Genomic DNA, 19,755 nt, shown 5'->3' with positions numbered 1-19,755 from the left:
GGATCGTCAGCGTCGCGTGGCGGCGCGAGCCTTGGTCACTCAGAGGACGGAATCAAGTGCGGAAGGATGATCCGCCGTGTTCCTTCGCCTGGCCTACCTCACCATCACCGACACCTTCGCCGCACTGTGACTACTGCCCATGAGCAATCGGAAAAGGGTCTGGAGATTCTCGCCCCGCGTTGGTGGTGTGGCCGCCCGATCACTGTTCGAGTGGTTCGCGGTCACCCGTGCCCCGGGACGCCCTACCTTCCGAGGACGTGACACCAGGCCGGTACTGCCAGACGAACTCCAGCCACGGCGGGGCCACCCCTATGAAGTGCGACCAACTGCCCGGTTCCGCATCGGGGTAGTCGCCTCGGACTTCGGACAGGTGTGTCAGCATGAAGCCGTGCTGGATCAGGCTGTTGACGATCCGGCTCAGTGTCTGCGTGTACTCCCTGGGTTCGCGGATGCGATCATCCGCCGGCTTCCCGCCGTAGACCCAGTCTTGGTCGGGATAGCTGGTCTCGGCCTCGTCGATGTAGGGCTGCTTCAGCGGGTAGCCCGCCCCGTTCCAGGAGTCGTGGGTGAGCCCGGCGAAGAACGGGTTGGCGCACATCAGGTAGTAGTGGCCGCCTTTTCCGACGACTCTCGCGACCTGGCGGAAAACGATCCGGGAGTCCGGGACGAAGGTCAGCGAGTATGGATGCCAGACAAGATCGAATGTGGAGTCGTCGAGGGCGGACAGGTCCCGCATGTCTCCTTGGATCGTGCGGATGCCGACGCTGTAGTGCTCAGCGGCCAAGCGGTCCCGCTCCAACTGTCCGGAGGAGATGTCGAGAACCGTCACGTCGGCTCCGAGCAGGGCGAAGGCCGCGGACTGCTGGCCGCCTCCTCCTGCCAGGCAGAGCACCTTTCGGCCCGCCAGGTCTGCGGGAATGCCCAGCCTGTCCAGGCCGAGATAGGCCTGAGCCTTCTCCGCGTCCAGGTCGAGCATGGGACGGGTGAACAACGCGTCCGCCTCCGCAAGGGCTTCCCAGCGTTCCTTGTTGTAGCGGTAGATCTCGTCTCGCACAGCGGACACGCTATCTGTTGTCCAGCTGCCGAGGCGAACGATTATGATCTGGCCTTGCTCGTCCGCCGTCCCTGGGCCTGTTGAAAACTCCATCCGTACGGGTCAAGTGGCATGTGGGTCGCGTCCACGGAGGTGGTGTACGGGTTGGAGCACGTGCCGAGCACTGCGACTGACCTCTATCTATCGTGTTGGCATGGCTGGAACGTGGGATCCATTCCAGGGAGCCTGATGCAATGATCAATAGGGTGTCCGCCGTGCTCGGTGCGTGCTCGTACGCCCCACCACGCGTCGTCAGGGCCCGGCACCGCCTGACACGCAATGTGCGCCGAGGTGGTACGAACCACCACCAGACGGCGCCGCGCGACACTAAAGGATCTTGCTTCTAATCCGACGGTCGCAGGTTCGAATCCTGCAGGGCGCGCTTCTCTGGCCAGGAAAATCATGGCCTGACCTGCGAGGACGCCAGTCGCTCAACTTCTGGCGTGTGCCACCGTGTGCCAGTCGTGGCCCTCGTGTGCCGCCGTTCACGGACTATACGCGGATTGGTTTCGCCGTCCGCCGCGACCCCCCGGGCGGGGGTGCCGCGGTGACAGCGGCGGCCGCTGGCGTGTCGGACGCGCCCGTTCTTGCTGTCGCGCCGTCGAAGGCGCTCATCCTGGCGTCCGTGCCGCACGGCATGCGCCGCACCCCCGACCAGCAGGCGTTCCTGCGCGCTCTGCGTGAGGATCCTGAGGTCCTCGGCCTCCGCTACGACGGATACGGCAATCTACTCCGCGTCGCCCAGGTGATCGCCTGGGCCGCTGACTGGAAGACGATGTGCTCCCGTCCGACGATCGCGGGCATCGTCGAGCGCACCGGCCTGTCCAAGGCGACCGTGAAGCGCTGGGTGCGCTGGCTCCGTGAGCATGGCTGGCTCGGCGTTGTCGAGGAGGGTTCCACCGTCCGTTTCCGGAAGGGCACCGCTGCGGGCCTGGACGACGACGGCATGGGCAACCGAGCGGCCCTCTGGGTGATCTGCATCCCTCGCGACATCACACCTATTCCGACCAGCGACACCAGATCTGACCAGGTCAAGACCTAAGTGAACCCCCTCCTTCTCTCTCCCTGAGAGAGAAGGAACAGATCCCACGCGCACGCGCGAGGCACCCCGCCGAACCCGCCGCAGCCCACGTATCTCGCCGACCTGGGCATTGCACAAATCGCCGAGGACCAGACGTGATCGACTCGCAGCCTGCGAACGGCTCCGGCAGGAGTCGAACGTGCTCCAGCACATGACGCCCTGGTATCTGCGGTAGCTGCTGCGGTCTTTCCTCGCTGCTGGGTGGACGGCGGCCGACGTGCTGCACGCGCTGGACGTCCGCCCGGACGACAGCGCGTGGACGTACACGTGGTCGAGCGTGGCCGAGCTGCGGCACATCCCCGGCTGGGTGCGGCACCGCCTCGCGGCCTGGCTCGGCGACGACGGCCAGGCGCTGCCCTCGCGGTCGCAGCGCGCGGCTGCGGCCGACGCCCGGCGCCGAAAGGAGCAGGAGGAGCGCAGGCGAGCGCGTGAGTTCATGGCGGCCGCGGCCGGTGTCGAGCTCGTGGACGAACCTCGAGTGAGTCGCGCGGAAGCTGGCACCGCCGCCTGTGGCTGACGTCTCGCAGTGGTCGGACCCGAACGACGCCTACCGGGCTGTTCGTGCGCAGATGGCGCGGCGCCGCGAGGAGCGGGAGGCGGAGATCGCCGCGGCGATGGCGCGGAGGCGGCGGTGAACCAGCAGGAGGGCGTGGCCATGCTCCGCAGGTGCTGGCACAGGCGTCGCCCAGGGCGGCGGGCGCGATGCGTGATCGTGAGCTGGAGCGGGCTCGCCGGCCGGAGGCGGCGCGGGTTATCTTGGGTGACCTTTGGGAGGCAGGCATGTTCGGTAAGTAAGGTTGGCGCGTACTACTCCACGACCTCGGACGGCACCCGTTACGGCCTGCAGCCTGGTACGCGCCCCGGGCCATCCCGGAGCCTGCCTCTCCGGCGAGGCGAAGGGGGCAGGGGCAGCGGCCTCCGCGTCGGCCGTCAGTGGGCGCAGTGCTGCCAGTACCTCGTTCAGGGCCCGGCTGACGGACCGCCGTCCGGGTCCTGAGTTGCGCAGCGCGTCGTGAGGCCGTCAGGCTGTCCTGGTGTCGGGCACAGTGCCGGGCTCGCCGTCAGACCAATCGGCTACTCCGGAGGCGCGATGGTCGGTGCTGCCGTGGCCGGCAGCTTCGCTGCACCGGACCCACTGCCCGAGATACTCGCTGTCCGGATGCTTCGTGGTGTCCCACGCCAGTTTCAGCGCACTGCAGTCCTCGCCGGGGGGATCCATAGCCCCCGGCAGCGGGAACAGGCCAAGAGCGCCCAGAGCGGCGTAGACGAGCTGTTGGGCCACAAACCAATCCACGGAATACTCTTGGGCTTTGCCGATGAGGGCATTCCCGACGTGGATATCCTCCTGTTCAGTCAGTAAGCGCAGGGGCGGGGGAAGCGGGACCGGCGTGTCGGTCTGATCTTCGGACATGCCGTCACAATGGCATAGGGCGTTGCCCCCGTCACCATGGCCGCTTCGCGGACGGCGTCCTTTGCCCGGTCTCCTGCGTCGGCAGACGTCAGTGGCGCGGGCCCGGGAGTGGGCTCGGGCTGAACGCGCGGCGTGCCTTGGACCCGGGCTGTCTACGCCTCGTCCGGCGAGTCGCCCATTCCTCGTCCGTGAGGTCGCCACGCGCCATGCCCATGGCTTATCAGGGCCGGACCGCACCGCGCAGACGAATCCACAACCCCTCGTGATCCGAACCCCGAACAGGCCCGAGTCCTCTAATTTGACTGGAACCAGGCGGCGCCGTCCGGATCCTTTCCGCGTCGTCAGCCACCGGGCGCGGGCAGCTTCCAGGTGTTCCCGTTGCACACCCTGCCCTGATAACGATATTGCCGGCCGCTGTCCGACGTGGCGGTGAACCGGTCGCCCCGCGACTGTTCGCAGTAGCCCTCGGGAAGCGCTGTGGCAGTCATACGACCGGGCGGCAACGTGGCGTAGACGGCGTCATTCCACTTCACCACCACCGTCTCGTCGGTTTCGTTGACGACCCTGAACAGCTCGCCAGGGCCGATCTGGCAGGCGGACAGGGTGAGCAGAACCAGGAGTCCCGCCGCTGCCCGCACACGCGCCGGCTCGCTCATTCGGGTGACCTCCCCGGGGACGGCCCGGCAGGAGCACGGCGTGCCCCTGCCGGGCGGCGTTCACGGTGTTTTGGTGGTGAAGAAGGCCGTGACCGGCACATCGATGAATCGGGGGTACTGATTGTCAGGGAAGTAGTAGCCACGCGTCCAGCAACTCGGTCTTCACAGCACTGGTCCCGACCGTGTAGGCGATGGAGATCTTGCCGGGGTCGTTCAGCACATACGGCTGGATCCTGGCGCCGTGGACGGTGGCGTACTGGGGGCTGGTATGCGTCTCCGGCGGCGTGTAGAGATCGATCTGCTGAGTCCCGAATCCCCAGAGAGTGCCGGTGGGCGGCCATGCGGCACGTTGCGGTTATCCGAGGTCAGGCGGCGCGCAGGGTCCAGAAGGTGGCGGTGACGTCCGGGTTGGTGAGCAGGATCCACTGGTCGACGTTCACGTCGGTCCACGGACGAAAGGCCTGGCCGAACGGGTACGAGGTGGCCGCAGGTGACGATGTTGTCGATACTTCCTCGCTCACTTGTCACCCCGGCATCACCGGGCACAATCTGCGTCCCCGTCGCAGATGCCGGACCGAGCTGCATCGTCCTCGGGCGCAACGAGCACGACCATCGCGACTCCGTCGCCGCCCTCATGGCGGCGACGGCAACGGCCAACAGCACCCGCTGAGACCACCGCGCCCGTGGTCGGCCCAGTACAGAGTCGAGCCGGTTGCGGGTGCCGGTCAGGTCGGCGATCCGCCTGTCGATCTAGTCGCGCTGGGCGGCCAGCCGGGCGAGCAATTCGGGCCCCTTTCTCCCCCGATCGCATCGAAGCGGTGGGCCGTCAGGAACGGCTTGAGGGCCGCCAGCATTTCCTCGGGGGCCTCTTCGGCGGGGTAGTGGCCGCAGTCGGGGATGATCACGCTTTCCACGTCGTCGGCGGCGAGCCGCATGGTCTTTTCGACCAGGTCGCCGGAGTTGCCCGCTCCGGCGATCGCCAGGACGGGGATGGTCAGCCGTCGGGTCTTGCGCCGCTGGTTCTGCGCGATGGTGGTGTCGAGTGCGCGGTAGAACGCGAAGCTGGCGCGAAGGGCGTCGGGGTCGGCAGCGAGGGGGCCGACATAGTGTTCGACAGCGTGGTCGGGCAGCTTGCGCACGGCCTTGGTGGCGAACTGGTGGCCGAAGAAGATGCGCTCCTTGCCCTGGATGAGCAGCTCGTTCAGCTCGGCGAGGCGGTTGAAGGCGAAGTGCCAGAGGCGGTCGTTGGCCTGTGTGTCATGGAAAAGCGGCGGTGAGGGGGACAGGCCCGGGATGGCGGCCTCGGCGACGGCCAGGCGGTCGAGGCGCTCGGGGTGGTCGGCGGCCAGCGCGTAGCCGGTCCACATGCCGATGTCATGGCCGACCATGGAGAAGCGCTGGTGCCCGAGCGCGGCCATCAACGCCACCATGTCGGCGGCGAGGGTGCCGGTGTCGTAGCCGTCCTGCGGCTTGTCCGACAGCCCGACGCCGCGCGGGTCGACCGCGACGACCGAGAAGTCGGCGGCCAGCGCAGGCATGAGCAGCCGCCAGGCATACCAGCTCTGCGGCCAGCCCGCCAGCAGCAGCAGCGCGGGTCCCCGGCCGCCGGTGACCGCGTGCAGGCGCACGTCGCCGGTGTCGACGTAGCGGCTGATGAAAGTGTCGGTGAAGCCGGGCGGCAGGTGCGGCGCTCCGCTGACCGAGCCGGGACCTTCGAGCATGGGTGCCTTCATGGCGTTTCCTTTCTTGTAGGTGATGCGGCCGCGTCAAGCAGCCGGAGTGGGACGCCTCAGCGCCGAGGCTGGGCCAGCCGCTGGGTGACGGCGACGCCGCGGCGGAACACCAGCCCGACGCCGGCGCCCGCAAGAATCGTGCCGACGACGAACAACGCCAGCGACCGGGTCCACAGCGCGGTCTGGACGACGACGCCCGCGACGAGCGACAGCGGCGGCGGCCCGCCAGAACTCCGGCCTCCCCGCTTCCCGGGCCGGTACGGCCGGCCTGCGCACGGCCAGGGCGGGTCGTCCGCGGACCGCGACGGTCTCGGGCGTGATCGCGACGGCGAGGAACGCAGGCGCCAGCGTCGCCAGGTAGACCCAGAAGACCAGGTGCGTGGGGTCGGTGCCGTACTCGGCGAACACGCCGGCCATGACGGCGCCGAGTCCCAGTCCGCCCATGTTCGCCGCGGTGGACACCATCGCGGCGCGCCGAGCGTTGCCGCCGGCGAGCTCGCTCAGCGCCGCGATGGCGGTGGAGGCGAACACCCCTGTGGCCAGCCCGCACAGGAATCGCGCCGCCAGCAGCGTCCCGACGTCCCGGGCGATCAGGAACAGCGCGGTGCTCGCGGGGGCCGCCAGCAGCGGCCGGAGCCCCGCGCGATCGGACAGGGACGCGAACATCATCAGCGCCAGCACCGTTCCCAGCGCATAGACGGCGAACGCCAGCGTGGTGGTGAAGGGCCCGAAACCCATTTGCGGCGCCCAGAATGCGTACAGCGGAATCGGCAGGGTGCCACCCAGCATGACAGGGCGTACATCGTTGCCACGAGCCAGAACGTGGCGCGGATGCGGCGGCCGCCGTGGTTTTGCGAACCGATTTCTGGAGCGATGTCCTGGATCACAGTGGTTTCTCCCGTGCGAATGCTCCAGCACGCTATGTCATCTTGTACTGAACAGTCAAAGATAGTTTTATCGTTCAGTCCAACATGTGAGTAGAATCACGGCGGGTTACCAAGAACCCGGGAGGTGTGGCATGTCAGGCCGCAAGCAGTTCGACGTCGGCGTTGCCCTGGACCAGGCGATGCGTGTGTTCTGGCAGCGCGGATACACCGATGCCTCGCTCGACGTCCTGGGCGCGGCCGCTGGTCTGGGCCGCGGCTCCATCTACGGCACGTTCGGCGGCAAGGATGCCCTGTTCCGCCAGTGTCTCGACCGCTACGCGGCCACCTACGCCGCCCAGTACGAGGTGGCGCTCGCCGCGCACTCCGACGATCCGGTGCGCGCGATCGAGGCGTTCCTGGACGTGGTGCTGGCGCGCATCGCCGATCCGTCGGTTCCTACGGGGTGCCTCATCGCGCAGTCCGCGGCGCAGTCGGCGATCCTCGGCGAGGAGAGCCGTGGCCATGTGCGCACCCTGCTCGACATCCAACGCCGACGGGTACGCGGGGCGCTGGCGGCCGCATCGGCCGATCCCCGCGTCCTGGACGAGCTGGCCGTGTTCGTCGTCGCCATCAACCAGTCGCTGGCCGTGCTCAGCCGCGCCGGCGCCTCCGACGCCGAACTGCGTTCCGTGGCGCGGCTCGCCCGCACAACGGTGGCCGACACTCTCGCCCGCGCGGCGACGGGCGAGGCCGCAGGCGACTGAGGGCCGGCGATGCGATTGCAGCCGCTCACCTGCCCCGACCGAAGCGACGCCTCCCACCAGCCCCGCCGCCGTTGAGCAAGTGGGCTCCAAGGTTGTCAGGCACGTTCGTCACCGGTGAAGTCCTTCGAGGATTTCGCGCAAGGCCGCGGGGCGCACAGTGACCTGGTCGAGGCCCCAGCGATCCGGACCGGCCGACGGCGCGGTGGGCCCCCGAGCCCGCGGATTAAGCGCGGAGGGCGTCGATCAGGGCGTCGACGGCGGTGAGCGCGGCGGAGGCGTCGAGTCCTGCGCGGGAGACCAGGGAAAGGCCCTGGACGGTGAACAGCAGGAGCTGCGCCTGGGCCTCGGGGGTGGCGGCCTGGGTGACCTCACCGATGGCCTGCGCGCGCCGCAGGGCGTCGGCGACGATCTGGGTGAAGCGAGCGTGTGAGCGGGCTACGATCTCGCGGGCCTCGGCATCGTGCGGGACCAGTTCGGCGGTGGTGTTGCCGATCATGCACCCTTGCGGAACGCCGACGTCAGAGGCGTACTCCTGCGCCCGGGCCGGATGGGTGAGCACCTCGCGCAGCGCCGGCAAGACCGGCCCGGCCTCCAGCGCCGTGACCAGCTCGCGCTCGTAGGTGTCCCAGTACAACTGGACCGCTGCCAGGTAGAACTGCCGCTTGTCGCCGAAGGCGCCGTACAGGCTGCCCCGCTCCAGCGCCAGCGCGTCGACGAGGTCCTGGACGGAGGTCTCTCCGTAGCCCCGGGACCAGAACAGCAGGAGCGCGCGCTCGAGGGCCTGGTCTTTGTCGAATGCGCGGGGGCGTCCTGTCCGTGCCATATCCCCCAGGGTACGACTTTTTGACCGCTTGCACGAAATACCGTACGGTGACGGCTGGCGACTTATTGAACGAACGCATAGAAGTCGGTGGCGCGTGAGCGCGCCGGCGGACGAGAGGCAGGACCCCATGGACTTCAACGGGAAGACGGCGCTGGTCACCGGATCGGGTGCCATCGGCGGGCTCGGGCACGCGACAGCGAGGATCCTCGCCGCCGGCGGGGCCAACGTGATCATCACTGGTACCGACCCGGATCGTGGCGCCCAGGTCGTGGATGACGTGCGGGCGAGCGCGGCCGGCACCGTGCGCTTCATCCCCGCCGACCTGGCCGACCCGCAGGCCGTGCAACGGCTGGCCGATGACGCCGGGGCGGTGGACATCCTCGTCAACAACGCGGGCGTCGTCCCGTTCAGCGCGACCGCCGACCAGGACCTCGCCGGTTACGACGCCGCCTTCGCGGTCAACGTGCGCGCGTCGTTCGTCCTGGTGGCCCGGCTCGCGCCGAAGATGGCCGCCGGCGGGGGCGGCAGCATCGTCAACGTCAGCTCCACCGCGGCCGCCCTGGGCATGCCGACGATGGCGGTCTACGGCGCCACCAAGGCGGCGCTGGAGTCGCTGACCCGCACCTGGGCGGCCGAGTTCGCCGCCTCCAACGTGCGCGTCAACGCCGTGGCGCCTGGCCCGATGACCACATCAAAGGTGGTGGCGGCCATGGGCCCGGACCTCGGCGGCATGGGGCTGACGACCGCGCTGAAGCGCGCCGCCGACCCGGCCGAGGTCGCCCAGGTGATCGCCTTCCTCGCCGGCGACCAGGCCGGCTACGTGACCGGCGCCGTTGTGGCCGCCGACGGAGGCCGCACCGCCATCTGACCCGGGGCGTGCTCCGGTCCTCTGCACAACCATCGTTACCAGAACCACGCGCTCGGGCGCGAGTGAGGAGATTGAGGTCAATGGGTCGTCTTGAGGGCAAGTACGCCCTGATCACGGGAGGGACGAGCGGCATCGGGTTCGAGACTGCCCGCGAGTTCCTCGCCGAGGGAGCGGTCGTCGCGATCACCGGCCGCTCGCGCGAACGTCTGGAGGAGGCCGCCCGGCGGCTGGGCGGCCGGGTGTTGCCCGTGCTGTCCGACGCCGGCGACGTGCCCGGCCAGGCGGCGCTCGCGGCGCGGCTGCGGCAGGAGTGGCCCCGGCTCGACGTCGTGATGAGCAACGCCGCCGACGTCACCCACCTGCCGATCGAGGAATGGACCGAGGAGGCGTTCGACCGGCTCGTCGCCACCAACCTCAAGGGGCCGTTCTTCCTGATCAAGGCCCTGCTGCCGCTGTTGTCCCGGCAGGCGTCCGTCATCCTCGTCGGCTCCGTCTCCGCCTTCATCGGGCACGAGAACGCGGCGGTCTACGGCGCCGCCAAGGCCGGCCTGCTGTCCCTGTCGCGCGGGCTGACCTACGAGCTGAAGGAGCGGGGCGTCCGCGTCAACGGGCTGAGCCCGGGGCCGACCCTCACGGACACGTTCGCCTCACTCGGCCCCGAGCGGCAGGCCGCCCTGTACGCCGAGCTGCGACGGACCGTGCCCCTGCATCGCATCGGCACCGCCACCGAGCTGGCAAAGGCGGCTGTCTACCTGGCCTCTGACGAGTCCGCCTACACCGCCGGCACCGTCCTGCGCGTCGATGGCGGCATCGGAGAACTCGCCTACTGACCTCGATTCGTCAGCGGTCCTGCCCACACTCTCGGTTGCGTGGATTGGCGAGGTGTTTCATAAGCGACTATGAAACACCGCTCGCGGCGGCGCGCGTCCAGGGCGAACGCTGTTTCATAGGTCGGTGCAAACAGATGGCCACATGAAACGGGCTCTGGCACAAAGATCGTGATGTGATCACCCTGGAGCGCCTGCAGGTCGGCCAGAGTGGCCGGCTGGTCGGGCTGAGCGCGTAGCCAGTTCTTCATGGTCTTCTGGAAGCGTTCGACGGCCGGGAACTTGCCATCCCTGTCTCGGATCAGAAAGCGCGCACGGCAGCCCGCATCGTTCAGGTCCATCACCAGGTTCTTGATCGCCTGGGTGACCCAGTCCGCGCTCGGGTGCGCGGTGGTGCCGAGCACGCTGATGCGCCTGGTGGCGTGCCCGATGACGGCCAGGATGTACTGGCGCTGCCCGTTCAGGGTGACGGTCTCGAAGAAGTCGGCGGCTAGTATGGCGTCGGCTTGGGAGCGCAGGAAGTCGGCCCACGTGGTGGACGCCCGCTCGGGCGCCGGATCAAGACCTTACTGCTTGAGGATCCCCACGCCGTGGATGGCGCGACCTTGATGCCGAGGGGGTGAGCTCTCCGTGGACCCGCCGGTAGCCCCAGTCGGGGTTCTCCCTAACCAAGCGCAGGATGAGGGTGCGGATGGAGCGGACGGTGGGCGGGCGGCCAGCCCGCTTCGGTCGGCAGGTACGGGCATGACGCCGTTTCACCAGATCGCGATGCCACCGTAGGACGGTATCCGGCCGGACGATGAGTCGCAGTTGGCGCAGGGCCTCGCGGGGCAGCGAGGTCAGGAGCACGGCGAGAAAGGCTCGGTCCTCAGGCGCGAATCGCACTCTGGTGTCAGCGCCGAGTTGGCGTTCAAGGACGGTGATCTGGTGGCGCAGGGCAAGAATCTCTACGTTCTTATCCCGATCGCTCACGGGTAGCAAGCGCAGTGCGGCGAAAGCGTTCGTGACGGTGAGGTAGGCCAGGCGAAGGAGCACGGCCGATCATCATGCCGCACCCGCCTCCCTCTTCTGCTCGCCGGAACTCGTGCATGCCGCACCTAGCCCTAACAAAGGGCGTGACCTGGGCAGACGTAATTTTCGGCAGGCGCGATGTCCAGCACTTCCGCGTGCCCGTCGACCTGGACGTACGGGCCGTTCCAGTCGTCGGACAGCACGCACATCGACACCCGCTCGTCCCGGCGCGCGTTGACCGCCTTGGCCCGGTCGGGATGGGTGGAGACCACGATCCGGCCGCCGTCGTCGACGCCGCAGGCCACCGGCGAGAGTTGCGGCCGGCTGTCCGCGCGGGTGGTCGACAGCAGCCCGTGGTGCCGGGGGCGCAGGAAATCGAGCAGTTCGGGCAGGTCGCCCCGCGCGGTCGCGATGTTCGGAGCCATCTCAAGTCCCTTCCAGGCACACTGAGGGGACCATCCTTTCACTCCCAGAAGAGCTTCATGACGTCCTCGAACCGGGTGTTGACGTACGCCAGGTGCTCAAGGGTGAGGAGGGCCTTCGAATTCGGGTACAGATAGTAAAGGACATACTGAACGCGGAGCCGGCGGAGCTCCTCATGGGTGAACCTGGTGAGCGGGAACTGGATGATTCTCTTGCCGCGGGATGCCGCCCGATTGCTGATGTCCGCTGGAATGACGAATTTCTGGGGTGCGAAGAAAACGACCGCCTCCTTCGCGTGCTCGACCGCCGCCAGGAGCATGATCTCCCACCAGCGCGTCAGTGTCAGATCGAGGTCGAACTTGCTGGACAGAAGCCGGCGAACATGATCGGGATCGCCGATCAGATCGGCTTTGGGAACCCGTCGATCCATATCACTGCCCAGCCGGCTCAGCACATCCTCGAGCGTGAGGCTCCGATCCAGGAAAGTGACCCGGCCGTACACCTCGTGACATGACACCGCGACCCAGTCGCCGTACTTGTTCTTCAGGTCCGGCTTTTCCCAAAGATTTTTCCAGAAAAACCATTCTTCGACACCTGGGTCACTGTCCCGGCCCGCCATGCTGGACGCGAACTCGCAGGTCGGAGTATCTGGGGTGACGGAGTCGTAGCCGTCGAACAGCCAGAAAACCGGCTCGTTGCGGTCGATGTCCTTCCTTTTCTTGGTCACGTGCTTCTTCACGTACAGCCGGGGCTGGCCTCTGTAGTGGCTCCGCAATGTGCGGCGGAAGTCGATGCCGTCATGCAGCGAGCCCTGGAACTCCATGCTCTTCACCTGCCGGTCCCCGCTCAGCTGGACCATGTTGTACGCCTTCTGCCGCATTTCGTTGACGAACCAATCGGCGGGTGGCCAGCTCATGCTGGTTTCCGTGTCTTTCGCGAACGGCCGGCGAGGCCTCCGGGGAGGCGTCGGGTAGTCGAGTTCGACCTCCTCGATCTGATCCGGTGAGAGGTCCGGCGCGAAATCCGGCACGGCTCCGTCGACGTGGGGCGGTTCGCGCGTGCCCGGCGGGTACACGACCTCGTAGGAGTGTTCGAAATAAGTGCAGTTGCGAGCCACGAAGATGTCGCGGCGACTGCCTGGATTCGTCAGGCTGACCTCGAAAAGGCTCTCCCTCGTGCTGAGGACGCGTCCTATCCGTTCGACCTTGACCTGGTCGAAGTAGCCGGCCAGGTGCCGGAACACGCGTTCCCTGAAGGGACCGTTGAAGCAACTCCCGCTGGCCAGCAGCACGGTGTCGAACTGCGGCGAGATCCGTTTCTCCTGCTCCAGGAGCTTCGTCAGCACCTGCGAGAACGCCTGATAGTGCCGGATCGAGAACCTGAGGTCCGTCGCCTCCTGGTTCATCAGGTAGATGAGCTCCAGCAGGGCGTCGAGTTTGTCGAATTCATGGGCCTGCCCGCCGGCCCTTCTTCTCTCGTACATCTCGACGAGGCGGGGAATGTAGTCCAGGTAGCGCACGAGAATCGGCAGGCTCGGCTCCCAGATCCGATAATTCACCGGTGGCAGCGCGGATCCGGCGGCGTCGGCAGGCGGGACCGGGCGGCGGATCAGTTGCTGGATCGGCCGGACGTGCGCGGCGTGGCAGACGAAGAGGATGCGGCGGTGGCGCGGATGCAGCCGCTGCAATTCGGCGGCCATGTGGAGCTCACGCCAGGTGTCCACCGGCTCGAAGCGGGAGGGCGGGTGCGCGAGCCGCTCGGCGATGAGGTCGAGATACCACTCGGCGCCGTGCGTGAGAGCCAGGCCGTCGTCGGGCCAGTCCTCGTCGGCGACGCAGAAGTGGTCGACCAGATTCCCTGGTGCGATCTCCTGGTCGACGAATCGGAGGGGGACGTGCCGCTCGGTCGCGAGGCGAATGGCCTCGACGATGCCGTCGGCGGGCGTGATCGGAAAGACCTCACGCTGGTCACTGTCGCTGACCGACGAGATGACCAGCGAAACGCGTGGAAGCCTGCCGATGGCCTCGAGAGTCCGCTCCCTGACCGATTCGGGAAGTCCCACCGCGACGAGGTCCTCCGGACCGAGCCGGAGGAGTTCCGCTGCTTTCTGGACCTGCACCGCGAAATTAAGATGGTGGCGCAGGACGGGCACGAAGTAGATGTTGCCCCGTTGCAGATAGGGCATGGGAAGATCCACGCGGGCACCTTCGTTCTCATGCGCTCAGCTCTTGCGGCCCATCACGAACGACGCGACCTTGTCCAAGATGCCGGCCTTGCGGCCGCCGACCTGCTTTTCGTAGCTCATGGCGTAGGTGACGAGAGCGAGTGCCTGCCGCACGGAGACCTCCGCTCGCTCCTCCTTGTGGTACCACTCCGTGAAGGCGTCGAGAAAATCCGGCGACGGGTTGAGATGTCTCTGGATGATCTGCTGCAGGTCTTCGAACGGCGGGTGATTGATCTCGATGACGGGTATCGTCCGCTGTTCGATGTAGTCCGGCAGCACGTAGCCGGCGCTGCTCAGCCCCGGATTGAGCGCACAGCAGAAGCGAAAGCCCTGCCTGGCCTCCTCGTCCGGCGGCTTGATGGTGATGCCGGTCATCGCCGAATAGATGGACTGCCGTCCGTCGAGCACCGAAGCCAGCGGGCTCAGCGCTCGTTCCGGGACCCGGTTGATCTCATCGAAGAAGAACAGACCGCCCACGTGAAGCGCGGTCGCGAGCTTGCTTGCCCGAAGGGTCATCGGCATCGCGTCGACGAAAGCGGCTTCGGGGTCAGGGGCCAGCAGCAGCGCGAGATCTTCCGGGGTGAACTCCTCGTGGCCCTGAAGGATGTACAACGGCTTGCCGAGTGCGCGGGCGATCTCATAGACGATCTCGTTCTTGCCGAGGCCGGGCGCGCCTTCCAGACGAAAGGGGAGCGGCGGGACCTCACTGGGAAGGAACTCCGTCCCGTCCTGGGTGACGCCCCATGCCACTCGGCACATCCGCAGCTCCTTCTCGCGGCCGACGAACGTCCGCTGCCGAACGTCATCGGGTTCCGCCAAGGTGACCCTGGACCCCTCGATCTCCACCACTCTTTGCGTCACGCGCTGCCCTCCTCTTCCTCCATCCGCCGCGCTCCGGCCACGCGGAACCCCAACCGGTGAAATCTGACGAACGGATCGAACCAGCCCCCCATCACCAGCCAGACGGGGTTGTACGGGTCCGTGGTGGAACCGCCTTTCACCACGATCGACTCTCCTTTGCCGACGTGCGCCGCCCGCGGCAGGTCCTCAAGACGCGTCTCCGTCGAGGACACCGTCGACACCGCGGTGCCGCACCATTGCCACACGTTCCCGAAGAGGTCATGGCAGCCGAGACCGTTCGCCGGGAACACACCGACAGGCGTCACCGCTCCATGCTCCAGCTGGTCCCGGTAGCGAACCATGTAGCCCTTCGTTCTCGACACGAGCTCGTTGCTCAGGTCGAGCTCCTGCTGGCGATCAAGCTCGATGGGCTCGGCGGCGAGCTCCTTGTGCGCGGGCCGCCTCCGGGCCTTCCACCGTTTGATTCTCGACGCGTTCCGTTGCCCCGCCCGGCGCTCGGCGTTCAGCCGGAAGGCGTCGCGGGTGATCCGCAGGATGTCTTCGAAGACGCCGACGTCGCCGTGTGCTGCTCGATCCCATTCGGCTGCGGACGGCAGCCGGAAGAGGTAGCCCTGATGCCGCTCGGTCAGCCACGCGCAGTACGCAACGGCTTCGAAGAAGTTGACCCCGGTGACCGGCTGGTTCGGCTGGTTCAGACGGTTGTTGCGCCAGTACCGGGGATGACGGATCTTGTTCTGCTGCGCCCAGTCCCAACCGGCGTCGGGCCACCATCGCTTGGTGTCATATCCACGATCGACGAACTCGGCGAACTCCATGTTCGTGACGGGATACTGGCCGATCTTGAAGGGCTCCATCAGTTCCGACCCGGGAACGTCGACCATGTTCCCCAGCGGAGTCCGCACGTCGATTCTCGGATCGAGGTGACGCAGCGTCCTGGCGTCGTCGACCTTGGCCGTGATGTCGTCGGTCTCCCTCATCCGGCTCCTCAGGAGCGGTGAGGTCGGATCGTGCAGAAGAGACCCTTGGACCGCCAGTTCGAGCACGCATTCGTGCGCCAGGCGGAGGTCGACCCGGCTGAGGAAGTCGACCAGCTCGCCGGCTCGCGCGTTCGGGAGCAGGCTCACGACCATTCTGAGGACGTCACGCCACGTCGCGGGAACGGTGCCCTCGCCGTGCTCGCCGTGCTCGCCGTGCTCGCCGTCCTCGCCGCCCAGGAGACCGGCGAGGATGGAAGCCACATCCGACCGCGTCAGCTCTTTCGCCAGCTGCCTCGCGGCGAAGTAGTCGCTGAGGGTCTCGAACCGGAACGCCAGCACGCCCGGATCCCTGACCTCGTTCAACAGTCCGAGTGCCCGGCCGATGGAGATCAGTCCCTGCTCTTCCGGGTCGTCGGTGCGGTAGTGATGCTCCTGCGCGGCCTTCGTTTCCAGCGCCACCTTGGCGAGCCACTTCTCCGTGACCCTCCGGCGGCGGTCGCTGACGACCCGCCGGCCCGAGCCGGCGACGTAGAGCTCGATGACCTTCCGGAGGTTGGCGTTCTCGACCTCCTCGCCGGTGCACTCGAGGTCGCAGATCAACCTCAGCAGCCGGGGATTGCGTACGTACCGTGATATGGGTTTGCCGTTCGCCGCCATCAGAGCGAGCAGTGAGGGATGCCCGTGTCCTTGGCGGAGCAACAGATCGACCTGCTGCTCGTTCAGCTCCCGGATCTCCGCCACGCTGAGCCGCGCCCGCGTGGCCATCCGCGCGTCGCGGCCGGTCAGCAGGATCCCCATGCCGGGATAGTCGTTGCGCAGATCGTCCAGGTCCTTGGTGAGGCGGTGCTCGTTGGCCGGGGAGAGCCGATCGGCGTCATCCAGCAACAGCATCAGCGGAGAGCCGAACAGGCCGCACAACGCCTCCAGAGTCCCGAGCTTGCCGATGAGGGCGTGGCAGGCGAGCCGGTGGCGTTCGCCGCCCTCATCGAACCGGCTGAACGAGCCGTCCGCGAGCCGCTCCCCGATCTGGCGCGCCAGGCTGAATGCGCCGGCTTTGGCGAGCGGAACGTACAAGGGAAGGTAGGCCGGGAACCGCATGCCCGACGTGGCCCACCGCGGCAGCAGCCAGAGTTGCTCCGTCTTCAGCAGGGAGGTCGTCTTGCCGCTGCCTGTGTCACCGACGAGGAGCCCGTGTCTGACCATCGCCGGCAGCTCCGCGGTCGACTCCACCAAACCGACGATCGAGCTCTTCCGATCCGCCACCAGATCCGCCGTCAGCGGGATGAAGACCTTGTCCTGCGCCAGGGATCGGCAGTAGCCCTCCAGCCGGAAGGCGATCTCGTAGTATCCGGCTTCCAGGAGCCTGCGGGACAAACCGAGCAGGAAGGCGATCCTGTCCGATTCCGAAGGGTGCCTGGGGACGGGCAGGCTCGCGATCATCTCTGCGCTTGTCCGGGCGAGCGTGGCGCTGTTGGCGCTGAGCAGCGGGAGCAGGACGTCCCGGAACGGGACGCTCCTGCGGAGGACCTTTTTCTCGCAGTCCTCCACCCGAGGCTCGTACGCGGGAGAGAACAGCTCGCCCGAAACGAAGGTCCATGGGGAGAGCCGTCGTAGCGTCTCCCGGCTCAGCCGCGACGCGACGAACCGCGGCAGGCCCAGCACGACCCTGTGATCACGGCTTTTGGCCAGGGAGAGGAGCAGAGAGAGGTCCTCACCGAAATCGCGCTCGCCGGACTTCAGCACCCGGTCGGGCGCCGCGGCGGAGAAGTCGATCACCAGGGTGGACGGCCGCGAAGCGGAGAGGTCGACGGTGTCCGCGCCCTCCTGTGCTGCGTCCGCCGGCGCGATCAGCGGCTCACCGTCGATCCACAGCGTGTTTCCCGTGTCGTCGTCGGCGGCGAGAAGGGTCGGCGGCACGTCGGGCGGAAAATCCATGATGAGGATGAGCGGATACCCCGAGGACGACCGCGCCCACTCCGCCCAGATGTCCTCCACGGGCCTCGGCGCGGTGCCTGGTGCGGACAACTCGTCGAGTGGTTGGAAGAGCAGCGAGCGGAAGCCGTCCACCTGGCTCTCGGGCGGTCGTTTCCGGCGCACGGCCGGCGGTCGCCTGGCCGGCCGTACGCCGGTTGCCGCGTCGATGCGTGAGCAGACTCGCTCGACCGCCTCGCGCTGCTCGGCACCCGCCGGGATCCTCCGCAGCACCCGCTTGAGCAGGTCATGAGGGAGCCGCAAGACCAGCCGGCTGGAGAACACCCGGGGGGAGCCCTCCCACTCGATGTCGTCGAACCCGTGCCACTCGCTGAGAACCGGTTTCAGGATCTCGCGATCCGCGCTGCTCTGCAGGTGTCGGCTCAGGTAAGCCACGATCTCGTCGAACAGGTCCTCAGGCAACGCGGGCACGAGGTCAGCCCTTCAATCTCGCGGCGATCTCCGGTGCGTTTTCGCGGAGGTCGTCCAGTATGGCGATGCTGGTCGTACCCGCGTTCCTCAAATAACGTCGCTGAGTGCTCGGCTCGGTCAGCATTCCCCCACTGTGATGGATTCCGATCACTTTGAACGCGTTGTTGCACACGGGCGATCCCGACGATCCGGGCTCCGTCGACGTGGTGTACTGAATGACGCGCGCATCGGCGTACGCCACGAAATTGTTCTGAAAGGAAATCTTCTTGTAGTGGCCGCCGGGGTGCTGAATGATGTTCACCCGGTCATCCCGTCTCACCTGCTCGGCCTTCAGCGCCAGCGGTGCGAACTCGTACGACGCGTCCCCGAGTTCCAGCACGCTGAAATCCAGCTCCGCGTTGGTGTAGAACGCGCCGTCCGCCCTGGCCTTGCACGTGTGCACAGGAGCTTCGAGGCCCCATCGGTCGAGCTGGTAATTGAACTGGTAGTGGCTCCGCCCGGCGGTCCGGATGTCCGCGACCACGTGGTTGTTCGTCATGAGCAGGTCTCGCGTGATCATGAACCCCGTTCCCAGCGACGTGGGGGTCGCGATGCGGACGACCGCTCTGGCCGCGTCGAGGGCGAGCTGGAGCATGGCGATGTCCCGGAGCGTGTTCTCGCCGATGATCTTCTCGTGGACCTGTCCGGGGGACTCACGTCCACGCCAGTCGCCGAGAGCGCGGAGGTCCGCGGTGGGCTTGGTCTCCAAGGGGTAGTGCCGCAGGAGTTCGCGCAGGAAGTCGGCGTCGTCGCCGCCGCCCATGTACGCCAGCGTCTTGTTGACGAGCACGCCCAGCGTTTCCCGGCCCGGCTCGTCCTGGCCGAAGTTCTGCAGGCGTTCGATAACCCGCACCGCGACCGCGCGGGGAGTGCCGTCGAGGTTGAGTGAGGCGATCACGTCGTCCTTGCGGGGTGATCCGGCGAAAACATCGGTCATGAAGTCGACGCGATTCTGTACCGTCCGGAAATCCGGCAGCATTCCCAGAAGGTCGGATAAGCGACTGAAGTCCTCCGGATCGAGTCTGATGCTCATGGCGTTCTCCGGTCCGGCGCGGAGACCAGGGCAGCGCAAAGCCGAGTCATGGGCGATTCTCTCGTTTCCCCGAGGGCCGAAGACGGGAGCATCAGCGTAAACGACCTGTGGCTCATCGTAAACAACACTCAAGGAAATGCGATCATTTCATCGAGGGCTTCGCCGCGCTCTCGCGGACACCCGTCAGGACCGGCACGAACGTCACGTCCGTACGAGCCGCCGGCGGCGGCTACCGCGTGACGACGAGCCGCGGCGAGATCGCCTGCCGGGCGGTGGTCATCGCCGGCGGCGCCTGCAACCGGCCGGTGGTGCCGCCGTCCAGCGACGCGGTGCCGCCGTCCGTGGAGCAACTGACGCTCTGCGACTACCGCGAGCCCGGCCGGCTCCCCGATGGCGGCGTGCTGGTGGTGGGCGCGTCGGCGACCGGTGGTCACCGACACCTTGACCGTCCTGCTCGCGCAGACCCGCTAGAAGGCCGCCTTCCGGCTCAGGAGAACCGTGTGTCCCCTCGCGCTGGGGGACAGCGCCGCCGTAAGTGCGACGTTGGCGTGCTCGGTGCGTGCTCGCGCGCACCAACCCCGCACACACCGTGATCCATTCACCACCTTCGACTCCTGCGGCAAGAGCAGCGGCCCCGCCTCGCCGCGAGCAGGGTTCGTGCG

The 19,755-nt window shown here is 67.3% G+C and carries 19 protein-coding genes and 1 pseudogene; 7 read left to right on the top strand and 13 right to left on the bottom strand.

Annotation, left to right across the window (positions count from 1 at the left end; all coding sequences use genetic code 11):
* Nucleotides 1–199: 199 nt before the first annotated feature.
* The gene (locus tag ABD830_RS18135; protein WP_344988517.1) at nt 200–1,054 is read right to left on the bottom strand and encodes a class I SAM-dependent methyltransferase; all 855 of its coding nucleotides are present in this window, start codon (nt 1,052–1,054) and stop codon (nt 200–202) included.
* 586 nt (nt 1,055–1,640) lie between these two features.
* Here ABD830_RS18135 and ABD830_RS18130 point away from each other — a divergent pair.
* The 3 genes from ABD830_RS18130 (at nt 1,641) to ABD830_RS18120 (ending at nt 2,809) form a co-directional block, all read left to right on the top strand.
* Nucleotides 1,641–2,135 (top strand): helix-turn-helix domain-containing protein, encoded by a 495-nt coding sequence (locus ABD830_RS18130; protein WP_344988515.1) that lies wholly within the window; start codon nt 1,641–1,643, stop codon nt 2,133–2,135.
* A gap of 256 nt (nt 2,136–2,391) precedes the next feature.
* On the top strand, nt 2,392–2,691 hold the full coding sequence (locus ABD830_RS18125) for a hypothetical protein (RefSeq protein ID WP_344988513.1): 300 nt from the start codon (nt 2,392–2,394) through the stop codon (nt 2,689–2,691).
* Entirely contained in the window at nt 2,684–2,809 is a 126-nt protein-coding gene (locus tag ABD830_RS18120) for a hypothetical protein (RefSeq protein ID WP_344988511.1), read from the top strand. Before ABD830_RS18125 ends, ABD830_RS18120 begins: the two co-directional genes overlap by 8 nt.
* A 386-nt stretch (nt 2,810–3,195) precedes the next feature.
* Here ABD830_RS18120 and ABD830_RS18115 read toward each other — a convergent pair whose 3' ends face one another.
* The 5 genes from ABD830_RS18115 to ABD830_RS18095 form a co-directional block, all read right to left on the bottom strand.
* On the bottom strand, nt 3,196–3,585 hold the full coding sequence (locus tag ABD830_RS18115; RefSeq protein ID WP_344988509.1) for a hypothetical protein: 390 nt from the start codon (nt 3,583–3,585) through the stop codon (nt 3,196–3,198).
* Between the two features lie 341 nt (nt 3,586–3,926).
* Nucleotides 3,927–4,241 (bottom strand): hypothetical protein, encoded by a 315-nt coding sequence (locus ABD830_RS18110; protein WP_344988507.1) that lies wholly within the window; start codon nt 4,239–4,241, stop codon nt 3,927–3,929.
* 365 nt (nt 4,242–4,606) lie between these two features.
* Nucleotides 4,607–4,762 (bottom strand): hypothetical protein, encoded by a 156-nt coding sequence (locus ABD830_RS18105; RefSeq protein ID WP_344988505.1) that lies wholly within the window; start codon nt 4,760–4,762, stop codon nt 4,607–4,609.
* Between the two features lie 204 nt (nt 4,763–4,966).
* Nucleotides 4,967–5,974, bottom strand: coding sequence for an alpha/beta fold hydrolase (locus tag ABD830_RS18100; RefSeq protein WP_344988503.1), 1,008 nt, complete (start codon nt 5,972–5,974; stop codon nt 4,967–4,969).
* A gap of 33 nt (nt 5,975–6,007) precedes the next feature.
* Nucleotides 6,008–6,763: an MFS transporter gene (locus ABD830_RS18095; RefSeq protein WP_344988501.1), complete on the bottom strand. Its 756-nt coding sequence runs from the start codon at nt 6,761–6,763 to the stop codon at nt 6,008–6,010.
* Nucleotides 6,764–6,992: 229 nt separating this feature from the next.
* Between ABD830_RS18095 and ABD830_RS18090 the strand changes: the two genes are divergently transcribed.
* Entirely contained in the window at nt 6,993–7,604 is a 612-nt protein-coding gene (locus ABD830_RS18090; RefSeq protein ID WP_344988499.1) for a TetR/AcrR family transcriptional regulator, read from the top strand.
* Between the two features lie 223 nt (nt 7,605–7,827).
* Here the strand turns inward: ABD830_RS18090 and ABD830_RS18085 are convergent, their stop codons facing one another.
* A complete protein-coding gene (locus ABD830_RS18085; protein WP_344988498.1) occupies nt 7,828–8,427 on the bottom strand; it encodes a TetR/AcrR family transcriptional regulator in 600 nt (199 codons plus the stop codon).
* A 127-nt stretch (nt 8,428–8,554) separates the two neighbouring features.
* On the opposite strand from ABD830_RS18085, the gene ABD830_RS18080 reads away from it, so the two are divergent.
* Complete coding sequence (locus ABD830_RS18080; RefSeq protein ID WP_344988496.1) at nt 8,555–9,295, top strand: SDR family NAD(P)-dependent oxidoreductase; 741 nt, start codon at nt 8,555–8,557, stop codon at nt 9,293–9,295.
* An 80-nt stretch (nt 9,296–9,375) separates the two neighbouring features.
* Nucleotides 9,376–10,125, top strand: a complete 750-nt coding sequence (locus ABD830_RS18075) for an SDR family oxidoreductase (RefSeq protein ID WP_344988494.1) — start codon at nt 9,376–9,378, stop codon at nt 10,123–10,125.
* Here ABD830_RS18075 and ABD830_RS18070 read toward each other — a convergent pair.
* The 6 genes and pseudogenes from ABD830_RS18070 to ABD830_RS18045 all read right to left on the bottom strand — a co-directional run bounded on the left by ABD830_RS18070 (nt 10,119) and on the right by ABD830_RS18045 (nt 19,225).
* Nucleotides 10,119–10,526 (bottom strand): hypothetical protein, encoded by a 408-nt coding sequence (locus ABD830_RS18070; protein WP_344988492.1) that lies wholly within the window; start codon nt 10,524–10,526, stop codon nt 10,119–10,121. The genes ABD830_RS18075 and ABD830_RS18070 overlap by 7 nt on opposite strands.
* Nucleotides 10,527–11,261: 735 nt before the next feature.
* A pseudogene (locus ABD830_RS18065) lies at nt 11,262–11,558 on the bottom strand (TIGR03618 family F420-dependent PPOX class oxidoreductase); the annotation flags it as partial.
* 38 nt (nt 11,559–11,596) lie between these two features.
* Entirely contained in the window at nt 11,597–13,753 is a 2,157-nt protein-coding gene (locus ABD830_RS18060; protein ID WP_344988490.1) for a hypothetical protein, read from the bottom strand.
* A 24-nt stretch (nt 13,754–13,777) separates the two neighbouring features.
* The gene (locus ABD830_RS18055; RefSeq protein WP_344988488.1) at nt 13,778–14,626 is read right to left on the bottom strand and encodes an AAA family ATPase; all 849 of its coding nucleotides are present in this window, start codon (nt 14,624–14,626) and stop codon (nt 13,778–13,780) included.
* A gap of 11 nt (nt 14,627–14,637) precedes the next feature.
* On the bottom strand, nt 14,638–18,021 hold the full coding sequence (locus tag ABD830_RS18050; protein ID WP_344988486.1) for an SUMF1/EgtB/PvdO family nonheme iron enzyme: 3,384 nt from the start codon (nt 18,019–18,021) through the stop codon (nt 14,638–14,640).
* Between the two features lie 4 nt (nt 18,022–18,025).
* Nucleotides 18,026–19,225: a trypsin-like peptidase domain-containing protein gene (locus ABD830_RS18045; protein ID WP_344988484.1), complete on the bottom strand. Its 1,200-nt coding sequence runs from the start codon at nt 19,223–19,225 to the stop codon at nt 18,026–18,028.
* On the opposite strand from ABD830_RS18045, the gene ABD830_RS18040 reads away from it, so the two are divergent.
* The gene (locus tag ABD830_RS18040) at nt 19,201–19,686 is read left to right on the top strand and encodes an NAD(P)-binding domain-containing protein (protein ID WP_344988482.1); all 486 of its coding nucleotides are present in this window, start codon (nt 19,201–19,203) and stop codon (nt 19,684–19,686) included. The genes ABD830_RS18045 and ABD830_RS18040 overlap by 25 nt on opposite strands.
* The last annotated feature ends 69 nt before the right edge of the window (nt 19,687–19,755 follow it).

The organism is Nonomuraea helvata, from assembly GCF_039535785.1.
Lineage (GTDB): Bacteria > Actinomycetota > Actinomycetes > Streptosporangiales > Streptosporangiaceae > Nonomuraea > Nonomuraea helvata.
The sequence above is the reverse complement of the archived record's forward strand: the minus strand, read 5'-3'. Positions and strand labels throughout refer to the sequence as shown.

What these genes read in the sequence shown, in the direction of transcription:
- ABD830_RS18115 (WP_344988509.1), bottom strand. Translation starts at nt 3,585, where the DNA reads ATGTCCGAAGATCAGACCGACACGCCGGTCCCGCTTCCCCCGCCCCTG.
- ABD830_RS18110 (WP_344988507.1), bottom strand. Translation starts at nt 4,241, where the DNA reads ATGAGCGAGCCGGCGCGTGTGCGGGCAGCGGCGGGACTCCTGGTTCTG.
- ABD830_RS18100 (WP_344988503.1), bottom strand. Translation starts at nt 5,974, where the DNA reads ATGAAGGCACCCATGCTCGAAGGTCCCGGCTCGGTCAGCGGAGCGCCG.
- ABD830_RS18095 (WP_344988501.1), bottom strand. Translation starts at nt 6,763, where the DNA reads ATGCTGGGTGGCACCCTGCCGATTCCGCTGTACGCATTCTGGGCGCCG.
- ABD830_RS18090 (WP_344988499.1), top strand. Translation starts at nt 6,993, where the DNA reads ATGTCAGGCCGCAAGCAGTTCGACGTCGGCGTTGCCCTGGACCAGGCG.
- ABD830_RS18085 (WP_344988498.1), bottom strand. Translation starts at nt 8,427, where the DNA reads ATGGCACGGACAGGACGCCCCCGCGCATTCGACAAAGACCAGGCCCTC.
- ABD830_RS18080 (WP_344988496.1), top strand. Translation starts at nt 8,555, where the DNA reads ATGGACTTCAACGGGAAGACGGCGCTGGTCACCGGATCGGGTGCCATC.
- ABD830_RS18075 (WP_344988494.1), top strand. Translation starts at nt 9,376, where the DNA reads ATGGGTCGTCTTGAGGGCAAGTACGCCCTGATCACGGGAGGGACGAGC.